General features: G+C 63.9%; 11 protein-coding genes. 5 read left to right on the top strand and 6 right to left on the bottom strand.

The genetic code is table 11. The features are described 5' to 3' along the window. The first annotated feature begins 70 nt into the window (after nt 1-70). Both sigX and HU766_RS04555 read left to right on the top strand, forming a co-directional pair. Nucleotides 71-637, top strand: coding sequence for an RNA polymerase sigma factor SigX (sigX, locus tag HU766_RS04550; RefSeq protein ID WP_033700483.1), 567 nt, complete (start codon nt 71-73; stop codon nt 635-637). 111 nt (nt 638-748) lie between these two features. Beyond that, nucleotides 749-1783 carry an OmpA family protein gene (locus HU766_RS04555; RefSeq protein ID WP_047583273.1) on the top strand — a complete coding sequence of 345 codons (1035 nt, stop codon included), beginning with the start codon at nt 749-751 and terminating at the stop codon, nt 1781-1783. A gap of 87 nt (nt 1784-1870) precedes the next feature. On the opposite strand, the gene cobA is transcribed toward HU766_RS04555, so the two are convergent. The 5 genes from cobA to HU766_RS04580 form a co-directional block, all read right to left on the bottom strand. Beyond that, a complete protein-coding gene (gene cobA / locus HU766_RS04560) occupies nt 1871-2614 on the bottom strand; it encodes a uroporphyrinogen-III C-methyltransferase (protein WP_033700480.1) in 744 nt (247 codons plus the stop codon). Between the two features lie 27 nt (nt 2615-2641). Beyond that, nucleotides 2642-4312 carry a bifunctional protein-serine/threonine kinase/phosphatase gene (locus HU766_RS04565; RefSeq protein ID WP_186653928.1) on the bottom strand — a complete coding sequence of 557 codons (1671 nt, stop codon included), beginning with the start codon at nt 4310-4312 and terminating at the stop codon, nt 2642-2644. Between the two features lie 9 nt (nt 4313-4321). Next, a complete protein-coding gene (locus HU766_RS04570; protein ID WP_047583276.1) occupies nt 4322-5533 on the bottom strand; it encodes a nitrate/nitrite transporter in 1212 nt (403 codons plus the stop codon). A 165-nt stretch (nt 5534-5698) separates the two neighbouring features. After that, nucleotides 5699-6274 carry an ANTAR domain-containing protein gene (locus HU766_RS04575; protein WP_186653930.1) on the bottom strand — a complete coding sequence of 192 codons (576 nt, stop codon included), beginning with the start codon at nt 6272-6274 and terminating at the stop codon, nt 5699-5701. An 11-nt stretch (nt 6275-6285) separates the two neighbouring features. Beyond that, on the bottom strand, nt 6286-7500 hold the full coding sequence (locus HU766_RS04580) for a CmpA/NrtA family ABC transporter substrate-binding protein (protein WP_186653933.1): 1215 nt from the start codon (nt 7498-7500) through the stop codon (nt 6286-6288). A 136-nt stretch (nt 7501-7636) separates the two neighbouring features. Between HU766_RS04580 and HU766_RS04585 the strand changes: the two genes are divergently transcribed. Then, nucleotides 7637-8674: a quinone-dependent dihydroorotate dehydrogenase gene (locus tag HU766_RS04585; protein ID WP_186653935.1), complete on the top strand. Its 1038-nt coding sequence runs from the start codon at nt 7637-7639 to the stop codon at nt 8672-8674. A 93-nt stretch (nt 8675-8767) separates the two neighbouring features. On the opposite strand, the gene HU766_RS04590 is transcribed toward HU766_RS04585, so the two are convergent. Beyond that, nucleotides 8768-8983, bottom strand: coding sequence for a ribosome modulation factor (locus HU766_RS04590; protein ID WP_003248687.1), 216 nt, complete (start codon nt 8981-8983; stop codon nt 8768-8770). Nucleotides 8984-9542: 559 nt separating this feature from the next. Here HU766_RS04590 and rlmKL point away from each other — a divergent pair. Further along, entirely contained in the window at nt 9543-11735 is a 2193-nt protein-coding gene (gene rlmKL / locus HU766_RS04595; protein ID WP_186653943.1) for a bifunctional 23S rRNA (guanine(2069)-N(7))-methyltransferase RlmK/23S rRNA (guanine(2445)-N(2))-methyltransferase RlmL, read from the top strand. A 94-nt stretch (nt 11736-11829) separates the two neighbouring features. Further along, a complete protein-coding gene (locus tag HU766_RS04600; RefSeq protein WP_186653952.1) occupies nt 11830-14235 on the top strand; it encodes a diguanylate cyclase in 2406 nt (801 codons plus the stop codon). Nucleotides 14236-14304 lie beyond the last annotated feature (69 nt).

Below are 14304 nucleotides of genomic sequence, written 5' to 3' on the forward strand. Positions count from 1 at the left end.
CCGGGGTCGCGCGGCGACATTGACCTGACTGTCGGCCAGATTCGTTTTGAATAAAGTTCATTCGCCGCCCATGCGTTATGACCCCCGCGAGCTCACCGACGAAGAGTTGGTGGCGCGTTCGCATGAGGAGCTGTACCACGTTACCCGCGCCTATGAGGAGCTCATGCGGCGCTACCAGCGGACCCTGTTCAACGTCTGTGCGCGTTATTTGGGGAACGACCGGGATGCCGACGATGTCTGTCAGGAGGTGATGCTCAAAGTGCTGTACGGGCTGAAGAACTTCGAGGGCAAATCGAAGTTCAAGACCTGGCTCTACAGCATCACCTACAACGAGTGCATTACCCAGTACCGCAAGGAGCGCCGCAAACGTCGGCTGATGGATGCCTTGAGCCTGGACCCTGTTGAAGAGGCGTCCGAGGACAAGGCTCCGAAACCCGAAGAAAAGGGCGGGCTGGACAAGTGGCTGGTGCATGTGAACCCGATCGACCGGGAAATCCTGGTGCTGCGATTTGTCGCAGAGCTGGAATTTCAGGAGATCGCCGACATCATGCACATGGGCCTGAGCGCGACGAAAATGCGTTACAAGCGCGCGCTAGATAAGCTTCGGGAGAAATTTCACGGGCTCGATGAAACTTAAGCGTGTGCAAATATCTCTAACGAATCGGCGAGTTCTGCTAGACTTGCCGTCGAGTTGTCCCCCTTGTTGTTGGTGGGACTGCTTAACTATCACCAGATGGGGATTTAACGGATGAAATTGAAAAACACCTTGGGCTTGGCCATTGGTTCGCTTGTAGCCGCCACTTCGATTGGCGCTATGGCACAAGGTCAAGGCGCCGTCGAAACTGAAATCTTTTACAAAAAAGAATTCTTCGACAGCCAGCGCGACTTCAAGAACGACGGCAACCTGTTCGGCGGCTCGATCGGTTACTTCCTGACCGACGACGTTGAACTGCGTCTGGGCTACGACGAAGTTCACAACGCTCGTGGCGAAGACGGCAAGAACATCAAGGGCTCGAACACCGCCCTGGACGCCGTTTACCACTTCAACAACCCGTACGACGCCATCCGTCCGTACGTTTCCGCTGGTTTCTCGCACCAGTCGCTGGGCCAGACCGGCCGTGGCGGTCGTGACCACTCCACCTTCGCCAACGTTGGCGCTGGCGCCAAGTGGTACATCACCGACATGTTCTACGCCCGTGCCGGCGTTGAAGCTCAGTACAACATCGACCAGGGCGACACCGAGTGGGCCCCGAGCGTTGGCGTTGGTCTGAACTTCGGCGGTAGCCCGAAGCAAGCTGAAGTTGCTCCGGCCCCAGTTGCCGAAGTCTGCTCCGACAGCGACAACGATGGCGTCTGCGACAACGTCGACAAGTGCCCAGACACCCCGGCCAACGTCACCGTTGACGCCGACGGCTGCCCGGCTGTTGCCGAAGTCGTTCGCGTTGAGCTGGACGTCAAGTTCGACTTCGACAAGTCGGTCGTCAAGCCTAACAGCTACGGCGACATCAAGAACCTGGCTGACTTCATGAAGCAGTACCCATCGACCACCACCACCGTGGAAGGTCACACTGACTCCGTGGGTCCAGACGCTTACAACCAGAAGCTGTCCGAGCGTCGTGCCGACGCTGTCAAGCAAGTACTGACCAATCAGTACGGCGTAGAATCCAACCGTGTTGAATCGGTTGGCTACGGCGAGACCCGTCCGGTTGCCGACAACGCCACCGAACAAGGTCGCGCTGTTAACCGTCGCGTTGAAGCGCAAGTAGAAGCCCAGGCCAAGTAATTGGTTTGATGCTTCATGAAAAACCCGGCCTCGGCCGGGTTTTTCTTTGTCTGTGATTTAGGGGGTGACACTGAGATTCTGGGGCTGCTACGCAACCCTTTCGCAACGCAAGGCTGCGCTTACAGCGCCGGTGACGACCTCGCCGATCACCAGAATTGCCGGGCTGCTTAGCCCGAACGCCCGCGCATCCTCAACCATCCCCTGTACATCACTGCGGCATTCGCGCTGCTGCGCCAATGACGCATTCTCGATCATCGCCACCGGCATATGCGCAGCCATCCCGCCGGCCAGCAGGCCTTGGCGAATCTGCTCCAGCCGCGCAACGCCCATGTACACCACCAGCGTCGTACCGCCCTGGGCCAGCGCCGCCCAGTTCAGCTCGCTGTCATCCTGGGTGTGTGCCGTTACCAGCGTCACGCCGCGGCTCACCCCGCGCGAAGTCAGCGATATACCGCATTGCGTCGCGCCTGCCAGGCCCGCCGTGATGCCGTTGACCAGCTCCACTTCGATGCCATGCCCTTGTAGCCAGGCAGCCTCTTCGCCGCCACGGCCGAAGATGCACGGATCGCCCCCTTTGAGCCTGACCACGCAGCGCCCCTGGCGCGCATGGCGCAACATCAGGCGCTGGATAAAGGCTTGAGGCGTGGACCGGCAGCCGCCGCGCTTGCCCACGGCCATCACCCGTGCCTGGGGACAATGCTCCAGCACTGCGGGGTTGACCAGGTCGTCGATCATCACCACCTGGGCTTGCTGCAATGCGCGCACGGCCTTGAGGGTAAGCAGTTCGGGATCACCAGGGCCGGCGCCGACCAACCAGACTTTCGCATTCATCGTTGTTTCCTCTTCGGCAAGGTGTACTCAGCCCTTGAGCAGGACGAGCAGCACTATCAGGTTGCACAGCAGGGACAGCAGGGCCAGGGTGCGCCAGACTTTCAGCGGTTCGCGCTCCAGCAAGGGCCGGGGGTGGTGGGCCAGCTCCTGGCGGTCGCCGCGTTCGAGTAGCAACAACCAGTGCTCGGCGGTTTCAAAGCGTTGCGCCGGGTCGGCCGCTACCGCTTGCAGCAGGTTGTGCTGCAACCATTCCGGCAGGTCGGGGCGATAGCGCGAAGCGTTGACCGGCTGGCTGAAGCGTGGCCGCTGGAACGGCTCCACTTCGCCATAGGGGTAGTGCCCCGTCAGCAGCTGGTAAAGCGTCACGCCGACGGCATAAAGGTCTTGCCGCGGGCTGGGTGGTTGGCCGTCGAAGGCTTCCGGGGCGATATAGGATGGCGTGCCAGGCAGCTCGTGCTGCGGGTCTTCAGACAAGCCGGGGCAATACGCCAGGCCGAAGTCCAGCAACCGCAGCTGTCCATCGGCGCCCAGGTGCAGGTTGTCTGGCTTGATGTCGCGGTGCAGCAAGTTGCGCCGATGCAGCACGCCGACCGCTTGCAGCAGTTGACGGGCGATCTCCAGCCACTGCGCCAAGGGCAGCGGCCCGTGCTCGGCGAGCAGTGCCGAAAGGCTCTGGCCTGGGTGTTCGCGCATCACGTAATACAGGTGCTGGCGCTGGCTGGCGACGTGGAGTTCGGGGAAGTGTCGCCCTGCGACCCGGCGCAGAAACCACTCTTCCATCAGCAACCCTTGGGCTGCCCCTGGCTCCTGTTCGCGCGCGCTGGGCAGGGTCTTGAGCAGCCAGGGCTGGCCGTGGCCGTCGCGTACCCGGTACAGCAGCGATTGACGGCTGTGCGAGAGCAGGGTGTCGACCTGCCAACCATCGAGCGCCTGGCCTTCACGCAGGGGGCCGGGTACAGGCCACTGTTGCAACTGCGCCAGGGTATCGCCCAGGTTGGCCGTACCCAGCTGTTGCACCTGCACCAGCAGGGCGCTGGCGTTGTCCTGGCTGCCATTGAGGTGAGCGCTGGCGACCAGCGTGTCAGCGGCCAACTGCAGGTCGGGTTGCTCGCGCAATACCGCCTGGATGTGCTGGTCCCCCAGGCTGGCCCAGACGCCGTCGCTCACCAACACGTAGCACTCGCCCGCCTGCAGTTCACCTTCCAGGTAATCGACCAGCAGTTGTTGGTCCAGGCCCAGCGCGCGCTTGAGCACATGCTGCATGCCCGGTTGGTCCCAGACGTGGTCTTCGCTCAGGCACCGCAGGTGCCCTTGGTGCCAGCGGTAGACCCGGCAGTCGCCAACATGCGCCAAGGTAAAACGCCGCCCGCGTAGCACCAGGGCGCTGAGCGTGGTCAGCAGCGGTTGGCCGCTACCCTGGGCACGCAGCCAACGGTTCTGCGCCAGCAGCAGGCGGTCCAGCGCCTGCGCCACGCTCCAGGTGGCGGGGGTGGCGTAGTAGTCCAGGGCCAGGGCCTGCAAGCTGGCGCGTGCTGCCAGGCCGCCATCGGCGCATTGGCTGACACCGTCGGCGAGGGCGAACAGGTAGCCTTTGCTGGCGGCCAGTTCCGGCGCCGGCGTGACCAGGCGCAGGGCATCCTGGTTTTCCGCGCGCGGCCCGGTGGCACTGGCGTGGGCAAAGCTCAGTTGCAGGCTCATCGGCGTGCCTCAGACCCGCGCCGCAGTCACGGCGGCCGAGCCCCAGGTGGTGCGCCAGCGCTGTTTGACGCCATGCAGGCCGAACCAGGCCAGCAGGCCGAGGCTGGCGAACAGCCACAGCCCCAACTGGTAGTCACCGGTGTGCTGCTTGATGGTGCCAAGCCCCGCAGCCAGCAGGAAGCCGCCAATACCACCGGCCATGCCGATCAGCCCGGTCATCACGCCGATCTCCTGGCGAAAGCGTTGCGGCACCAGCTGGAATACCGCGCCATTGCCTGCGCCCAGGCCGAGCATGGCGCTGACGAACAGCGCCAGGGCAGCGGTTGCGCTGGGCAGGTTGAAGCCGACTGCGGCGATGCAGATGGCGGCCACGCTGTACATGCCCAGCAAGGTGCGGATGCCACCGAAGCGATCGGCCAGGGCGCCGCCGAGTGGGCGCATCAGGCTGCCGGCAAAGACGCAGGCGGCCGTGTAGTAGCCGGCGGTGACCGGGCTCAGGCCATATTGGTCACTGAAGTAGCCGGGCAGGGCGCTAGCCAGGCCGATGAAGCCGCCGAAGGTGACGCTGTAGAAGAACATGAACCACCAGCTGTCGCGGTCACCGAGGGCCTTGAGGTAGTCGGCCATGGCCTTGCGCTTGGGCCGCTCAGGTGCGTTGCGCGCCAGCAGGGCAAATACCACCAGGGTCAGCGACAGCGGGATCAGGGCGAAGCCGAACACGTTGTTCCAGCCAAAGCCCGCGGCCAGGGCGGGCGCCAGCAACGCCGCGAACACCGTGCCCGAGTTGCCGGCACCGGCGATCCCCATGGCCTTGCCCTGGTGCTGAGGCGGGTACCACTGCGAGGCCAGCGGCAGCGAAACGGCGAACGAGGCTCCGGCAAAACCCAGGAAGACGCCCAGCAGCAGGGCTTGCTCGTAGCTGTGCACGCCCAGGTACCAGGCGCCGGCCAGGGCAATGATGACCACGACCTGGCCGATCAGGCCGGCGGTCTTGGGCGACAGGCGATCGACCAGCAGGCCCATGGCGAAGCGCAATATCGCACCGGCCAGAATGGGTGTGGCCACCATCAGGCCCCGTTGCTGTGCACTCAGTTGCAAGTCGGCGGCAATTTGCACCGCCAGCGGGCCGAGCAGGTACCAGACCATGAAGCTCAGGTCGAAATACAGGAACGCAGCGAACAGCGTGGGCACATGCCCGGATTTCCAGAAGCTGGTACTCATTGAACACCTCACTCGGCAAAGCAACGGAACGAAAAAGACGCCGCTACCCGGTCCACGGCTGTGGAGGGGTGAGCGACGTCTTTGTCGGGATCAAGTGGGGCAACCGCCGTTGGCTACCGGTGTGGTTTCTTCAGCAAGAGCTGGGCCAACTCGCTCCTTCGGGTTTCAGCCCAACATTTCGTGCATGGCGATGATCTGCTCGGCCACCTGGATCAGCTTTTGTTGCCGGCTCATGGCCTGGCGGCGCATCAGGGTGTAGGCCTGCTCTTCGTTGCAGTCCTTCATCTTCATCAGCAAGCCTTTGGCCTGTTCGATGCGCTTGCGCTCGGCCAACTGCTGGTCGCGCGCCACCAACTGCGCCTTGAGCGCCTGGTCGCTCTCGAAGCGGGCCATGGCCACATCCAGGATTGGCTGCAGCCGCGCGGCGTGGATGCCCTCGACGATGTAGGCGCTGACCCCCGCCTGGATAGCCTGGCGCATCACGCCCGGGTCATGCTCGTCGGTGAACAGCACGATGGGCCTTGGGCGGTCGCGGCTGACCAGTACCACTTGTTCCATCACGTCGCGATCCGGTGAGTCGGTATCGATCAACACGACGTCCGGGTGCACCGTTTCGACGCAGGCGGGCAGGTCGATGGTCAGGCCCGGGGCTTCGATGACGTCGAAGCCGGCCTCGCTCAGGGCCGCCTTGAGCCTGCCCAGCTTGTTTTGAGTGTCGTCGATCAACAAAATACGCAGCATGTTCATCCCCCTCACAGGCCAGCGCAGGCTTCGGGTGTGTCGCCCAGGGCATGCAAGCGGAAGCTGCGGGCATAGCCGTAGGGGTCGCTGCCGTCCCAACGTGTACCGTCGATCAGCAGGCTGCTGCGCATCGGCAGGCCGTGGCAAGGGATGCCCAGGGTGTCTGCGGCTTCGCGATAGAGCCCCAGTTGCTGGACCTGGCTGGCCACGCCGAGGTAGTCGGGGTCGTCGCGCAGCAGGCCCCAGCGGCGGAACTGGGTCATGAACCACATGCCGTCGGACAGGTACGGCAGGTTGGCTTGGCCCTGGTCGAACAGGCGCAGGGCGTGGGGGTCTTGCCACTGGTTGCCCAACCCGTCCTGGTAGTCGCCAAGCAGGCGTGGCTCGATGTTGCCCACCGGGGTGTCCAGGTAGGCATTGGCGCTGAGTAGCTGTGCGGTGCTGCGGCGGTTCTCAGGGCTTTGCTCGATGAAGCGGCTGGCCGCGAGGATCGCCTTGATCAAGGCGCGGGCACTGTTGGGGTACTGCTCGGCGAAGGTGCGGGCGCACGCGAGGACTTTCTCCGGGTGGTCCGGCCAGATCGACTGGCTGGTTGCCAAGGTAAAACCCTGGCCCTTGCCGACGGCATCGGCTGACCAGGGCTCGCCGACACAGAAACCGTCGATGCGGCCTGCCTGGATATGCGCGGCCATCTGTGCCGGCGGTACTACCACGCTGTCGACGTCGCGCAGCGGGTGGATGCCTTGGCTCGCCAGCCAGTAGTACAACCACATGGCGTGGGTGCCCGTGGGGAAGGTCTGGGCAAAGGTCAGGCGTGCGCCATGCTGGTGCACCAGGCGCGCCAATGCCTCAGGGCTGGTCACACCCTTGCGTTGCAGGGCAGGGGACAGGTTGATGGCCTGGGCATTCTGGTTCAGCCCCATGAGCACGGCCATGTCACTGGCCGGCACACCACCAATGCCCAGGTGCACGGCATAGGCCAGGCCGTACAGGCAGTGCGCGGCATCCAGTTCGCCGCTGACCAGTTTGTCGCGCAGCCCCGCCCAGGAACCCTGGCGCTTGAGGTTGAGGGCCAGGCCGTGCTGCTGGGCAAAACCCTGGGTGGCGGCGACCACCACCGAGGCGCAATCGGTCAGGGCCATGAAGCCAATGTTCAGGCTGGGTTTTTCCGGCGCGTCGCTGCCGTTGACCCAGGCCAGGGGCGTTGCTCGGGGTGCTGTGTTCACAAGGTTCCTCGCCCGTACTGAAAAGGCAGTGCGGTGTGCGAAGCAACGCATGTGCCAAGCGGCCGAGGATTTACTGTCATGCCAGCCGTGCGCTGGCTATAATCGCCCCCTCATTCACCCCGAGCCTTGCCCGCCCATGTATACCCTGGCCCGCCAGCTGCTGTTCAAGCTTTCCCCGGAAACCTCCCACGACCTGTCCCTGGACCTGATCGGTGCCGGTGGCCGTCTTGGCCTCAATGGCATGCTGTGCAAGCAGCCGGCGGCCTTGCCGGTGTCGGTCATGGGCTTGAACTTCGCCAACCCGGTGGGCCTTGCCGCTGGCCTGGACAAGAACGGCGCGGCCATCGATGGCTTTGCTCAGCTGGGCTTCGGCTTCGTCGAGATCGGTACCGTCACACCGCGTCCGCAGCCGGGCAATCCGAAGCCGCGGATTTTCCGCCTGCCGGAAGCCACGGCGATCATCAACCGCATGGGTTTCAACAACCTGGGCGTCGATCACCTGCTCAAGCGCGTGCGAGCTTCGCGTTACAACGGCGTGCTGGGCATCAACATCGGCAAGAACTTCGACACCCCGGTCGAGCGTGCGGTCGATGACTACCTGATCTGCCTGGACAAGGTCTATGCCGACGCCACCTACATCACCGTCAACGTCAGTTCGCCGAACACGCCGGGGCTGCGCAGCCTGCAGTTTGGCGACTCGCTGAAGCAGTTGCTCGATGCCTTGGCCGAGCGCCGCGAGCAGTTGGCGGTTACGCAGGGCAAGCGCGTGCCGTTGGCGATCAAGATCGCCCCGGACATGAGTGATGAAGAAACCGCACTGGTGGCTGCGGCGTTGATGGAATCGGGCATGGACGCGGTGATCGCCACCAACACCACGCTGAGCCGTGAAGGCGTCGAAAGCTTGCCCTATGGGGGCGAAGCCGGTGGTTTGTCGGGTGCTCCGGTACTGGAGAAGAGTACTCACACGGTGAAGGTACTGGCAGGTGAGCTGGGCGGCAAGCTGCCGATCATTGCTGCGGGTGGCATCACCGAGGGGCGTCACGCCGCCGAGAAAATCGCCGCCGGGGCCAGCCTGGTGCAGATCTACTCGGGCTTCATCTATAAAGGCCCTGCGCTGATCCGCGAGGCAGTGGATGCTATCGCCGCGATGCCAAGACAACCTTCAGGTTTGTAACCGGCCATAAAAAGGGCCCCATCAAGGGGCCCCTGGGCCTTCGCCCGCCGCCCGGATGGGGCGTGCATGGTAAATCGAATTCAGTGTCCTCGATCAGCCAACGGCGTGATTTTCGTTGAGTCTATGGATGCCAGCGGTGCCAGTCATGCCGTCCCAGTTATCACCGCGACCTTCACGCCAGCCGTTGATCCAGGCTTGGCGAACAGAAGGAAGATTGAACGGGCAAAGTTCGCGGGATTTGCCGGTGACCCCGTATTGGTAGCCACGTGAATATGCTCTTTCCAACGGATCACGCTTAAGTCTTCTCATAGGGTGTTGCCCTCACTTGTTGACTGTAATGTCCCGTCGGCCTCTCCGAGGCCGGGCAGAGTCTTTCTGCCGGTTTGCGCTCGCTGCCGGCGTGGCGAGCTGAAGGTGCCGCCTCGTTGCGAAGCGGCCTAAGACCAGTTCTAACGAATGCGAGTCACGGTGTGAATGATCGATTTGTCATAAGCACGTAACCTTTCCAAGGGTGAAGTGATAAGTAAATAAATGCGACTCAACCTTATTTGGCGTTGAGCCCGCAATGATCGGGGTTTGCCGATCATTGACGTCATTTCGCCAGCGTTGCTGGGCCATGACAGAATTATTTTGAAATGCGACGAAGGGTCACATCGGTCCCTGAATCGCTCGAATTTTTCAAACTGCCTGATGATCTAAGCTGTCTTTGCCCCTGGCGAAGTGCTGATCGGTCAGGCGGCCCGGTCGTTCTGCTGCGCAGTTGTGCAGGGGAGGGCCACTCGGATGCCTGCTGGAAGGGTGTTCGGGCAAACATCGCGGGGCGATGCGTCGCCTCGTCAGTCAAATAGCCAAAGGCTCTGGAATCCTCATGTCGGACCGTTTCGAACTCTATCTCACCTGCCCCAAAGGCCTGGAAGGCCTGCTCGCCGAAGAGGCCAAGGGCCTCGGCCTCGATGAGGTGCGCGAGCACACCTCGGCCATTCGCGGCGCCGCCGACATGGAAACCGCCTACCGCCTGTGCGTCTGGTCGCGCCTGGCCAACCGGGTGTTGCTGGTGCTCAAGCGCTTCAACATGAAGAATGCCGACGACCTCTACGATGGCGTCAACGCGGTTGACTGGGCAGACCACCTGGCCGCCGACGGTACGCTTGCGGTGGAATTCAGCGGCCATGGCTCGGGCATCGACAACACCCATTTCGGTGCGCTCAAGGTCAAGGACGCCATCGTCGACAAGCTGCGCAACCGTGAAGGCCTGCGCCCGTCGGTGGAAAAGATCGACCCCGATGTGCGTGTGCACCTGCGCCTGGACCGCGGCGAGGCGATTCTCTCGCTCGACCTGTCCGGCCACAGCCTGCACCAGCGCGGATACCGCTTGCAGCAAGGCGCCGCGCCGCTCAAGGAAAACCTGGCGGCGGCAGTGCTGATCCGCGCCGGTTGGCCGCGCATCGCTGCCGAAGGCGGCGCCCTGGCTGACCCGATGTGCGGTGTGGGTACCTTCCTGGTCGAAGCCGCAATGATTGCCGCCGATATGGCACCTAACCTCAAGCGCGAGCGTTGGGGCTTCAGCGCCTGGCTTGGCCATGTGCCGGCACTGTGGCGCAAGGTCCATGACGAGGCGCAAGCGCGCGCGCAGGCCGGCCTGGCCAAGCCACCGCTGTGGATCCGTGGCTACGAGGCCGACCCGCGGCTGATCCAGCCTGGGCGCAACAACGTCGAACGTGCCGGCCTGAGCGACTGGGTAAAGATCTACCAGGGCGAGGTCAGCACCTTCGAGCCGCGGCCAGACCAGAACCAGAAAGGCCTGGTCATCAGCAACCCGCCTTACGGCGAGCGCTTGGGCGACGAAGCCAGCCTGCTGTATCTCTATCAGAACCTGGGCGAACGTTTGCGCCAGGCCTGCATGGGCTGGGAAGCGGCGGTGTTCACCGGGGCGCCGGAGCTGGGCAAGCGCATGGGCATCCGTAGCCACAAGCAATACGCATTCTGGAACGGTGCGCTGCCGTGCAAGCTGCTGTTGTTCAAGGTGCAGCCTGACCAGTTCGTCACCGGCGAGCGTCGCGACCCCCAGGCTGAAAACGACGAGGCCCGGCGCCAGGAGCCACAGGCAAGCGAGCCTGCGCGCCTGTCGGAAGGTGCGCAGATGTTCGCCAATCGTCTGCAAAAAAACCTCAAGCAATTGGGCAAGTGGGCCCGTCGCGAGCAGGTCGACTGCTACCGCCTGTACGATGCCGACATGCCCGAGTACGCCCTGGCAGTAGACCTCTACCACGACTGGGTGCACGTGCAGGAATACGCGGCACCCCGCACGATCGACCCAGAGAAGGCCCAGGCGCGTCTGCTCGATGCCCTGGCCGCGATTCCGCAGGCACTGGGTATCTCGCCCCAGCGTGTGGTGCTCAAGCGCCGCGAGCGCCAGAGCGGCACCCGCCAGTACGAGCGCCAGGCCACCGAAGGGCGCTTCCAGGAAGTCAACGAAGGCGGCGTCAAGCTGCTGGTCAACCTCACCGACTACTTGGATACCGGCCTGTTCCTCGACCATCGCCCGATGCGCATGCGCATCCAGCGCGAGGCTGCTGGCAAGCGCTTCCTCAACCTGTTCTGCTACACCGCCACGGCAACCGTGCATGCGGCCAAGGGCGGCGCGCGCAGCACCACCAGCGTCGACTTGTCGAAAACCTACCTGGACTGGGCGCGGCGCAACCTGTCGCTCAATGGTTTCTCCGAGCGCAACCGCCTGGAGCAGGGCGATGTGATGGCCTGGCTGGAAGCCAACCGCGACACCTATGACCTGATCTTCATCGACCCGCCGACCTTCTCCAACTCCAAGCGCATGGAAGGTGTGTTCGACGTACAGCGTGACCATGTGCAACTGCTGGACCTGGCGATGGCGCGGCTGGAGCCAGGTGGCGTGCTGTACTTCTCCAACAACTTCCGCAAGTTCCAGCTTGATGAGCACCTGATGGCGCGTTACGCGGTAGAGGAGATCACCGCCCAGACGCTGGACCCGGACTTCGCCCGCAACAACCGTATCCACCGCGCGTGGCGCCTGCAATTGCGCTGAAGCGACGAGGTGCATTGCGCCGCTAATGGCCAATAGCTATAACTGACGGCAGGGCAAGATAATCCGCAGGACGCTGACGTGACGAGATGGGTTTATGTCCAAGTTTGGCGTACGTGCGAGGTTTCTTGGCCTGTGCAGCGAAGGGGTGTCCGCCTGGGCCGTGGCGCTGGTGGCCTTGGTGGCTGGCGGCCTGCTGTCGGCCACCCTGGCGCTTGCCGCGCACACCTTTTACAAGCAGCAACTGCGCCAGCGCTTCGAGTTGCTGGCCAGCGAGCGCTACAGCCGCATCGCCGAGCGTTTTGATGATCAGCAGCAGCGCCTGGACGGGCTGCGGCGGTTTTTCAGCTTCTCCAATGAAATCACCCCCCGCGAATTCGATGGTTACGCACGGCCCTTGCTGCAGCGCACTTTGGCTTACGCCTGGGCGCCGCGCGTAGAGGCGGCGCAGCGTGCCGATTTCGAACAGCGCACCTCGGCCTGGCTGGGCCAGGGTTATGTGATCCGCGATCAGGATGCGCAGGGCAACTGGCAGCCGGCGCCACTGCGTGACCACTACTTTCCGGTGCTCTACACCCAGTCAGCTGATCAGCCGGCACTCCCTTACGGGCTCGACCTTGCTGGCCAGGGGGCGCGCCATGCAACCCTGGCGCGTGCGCTGGAGCCTGGCAGCATGGCGGTGTCCGAGCCCCTGAACATCATGGATGCCGGGGCTGGGCGGCCGGCAGCGCAGGCGCGTGGCCTGCTGATGGTGGCGCCGGTGTTCTCCGACGCAGCGCCGCATGGCGCGGCGGCGGGGTATGTGATGGCGTTGCTCAACCTGCGCGAGCTCATCAGCGATGGGTTACCGGCCCTGGCCGATGACAATCTGGTCGTGCGCATCGAAGACCCTTCCGGGCAGCAAGGGCCTGAAGTGGTGTTCGACTCCCAGAACGAGGCAGCACCCCTGGCGTTGGCGAGCAGCCAGTTGCTGCACCTGGCTGACCACCCATTCCAGCTGCTTGTGCGACCGAGTCTGGCGTTTCTGAAGGCCAACCGTTCATCGGCTGCGCTGACGGTCGGGCTATTGGGCGGGTTGTTGAGCTTACTGCTCAGTGCCTTGCTCTACAGCCTGTTCAGCCAGCGCCAGCGCGCCTTGACCCTGGTCGAGCAGCGCACTGCAGAGCTTCGAGTCAGCGAGCAATCCCTGCGCGGCACTCACAACCAGTTGCGCAGCGTGCTGGATGCCGCGACCCAGGTGGCGATCATCGCTACCAACCTCAAGGGGGTGGTCAGCACCTTCAATGCCGGAGCCGAGCGCATGCTCGGCTATTCGGCCAGCGAGGCGATCGGCCAACTGCGCCTGGAGGACCTGGTGCTGCCTGAAGAGCTCAGCCAGCGCGCTCATGCCTTGAGCCAGCGCTACGGGCGGCGTATTGCCGGTGGCCAGGCGATGTTTGCCGAAACGGTGCAGGAAAGCGGTGCCGAGCCTGGCGAGTGGACCTTGCTGCGCGCCGATAACAGCCATCTGCTGGCCAACATGCTGGTCACGGCCATGCTCGATGAACAAGGCCTATGGGTCGGCTACCTGGCGATCTGCATCGATGTCACGGAACGACGCCGGGTGCATGAGGCGCTGGCGGCGCGTGACCGGCTGCTGGAAAAACTCAGTGCCGAGGTACCCGGCGGCATCTATCAGTACCGCCTGGATGCCGATGGCAGCTCGTGCTTCCCGTATGCCAGCAAAGGCCTGTACGACATCTACGAGGTCGACCTGCAGCAGCTGCACGAGGACGCCACGCTGGTGTTCGAGCGTATCCACCCCGATGACCTGGACCGCGTACGCCGGTCGGTGCGCTACTCGGCCAACCACCTCACGCCGTGGCGCGAGGAGTACCGGGTCTGCCTGCCGCGTGCGGGCTTGCGCTGGGTGCGCGGCGAAGCGACACCAGAGGTCGGCGATGCGGGGTGTACCCTTTGGCATGGCTACCTGACCGACATCTCCGACCTCAAGGGGGTGGAGGAGGAGTTGCGTGCGCTGTCGGTGACCGACGCGCTGACCGGTATTCATAACCGGCGCTATTTCCAGGAGCGGCTCAAGGTCGAGCTGGATCGCGCTCAGCGTGATGGCTTGGCGTTGGCGGTGATCATGCTCGATATCGATCACTTCAAGCGCATCAATGACCAGTTCGGCCACGCGGTGGGTGACCTGGTGCTGCGCAGCCTGTGCCAGCGCATCGCCTTGCGCTTGCGACGAACCGACGTGTTCTGCCGGCTGGGCGGGGAGGAGTTCATGGTGCTGTGCCCGGGTAGCGATGCCGAGCAGGCGCGGCTACTGGCGATGGAGCTGTGGCAGGGTGTGCGCAACGTACCGATCGAAGGGGTAGGCGAGGTGACCGCGAGCTTCGGTGTGGCGGGGTGGCGGCCAGGCGAAGGAGCCGATGCCTTGCTGTGGCGCGCGGATGCCGGGGTGTATGCCGCCAAGCAAGCGGGGCGGGACCGGGTGGAAGGCGAGTTGCCCTGAGCCCTGCATGGGCTCGGTGGCCGGCAGACACGGGGGGCCGTTCCTGCGGCCCCCCACCGGTGTTTAGGC

The sequence above is a fragment of the Pseudomonas sp. SWRI77 genome, assembly GCF_014269105.1.
GTDB classification, from domain to species: domain Bacteria; phylum Pseudomonadota; class Gammaproteobacteria; order Pseudomonadales; family Pseudomonadaceae; genus Aquipseudomonas; species Aquipseudomonas capeferrum.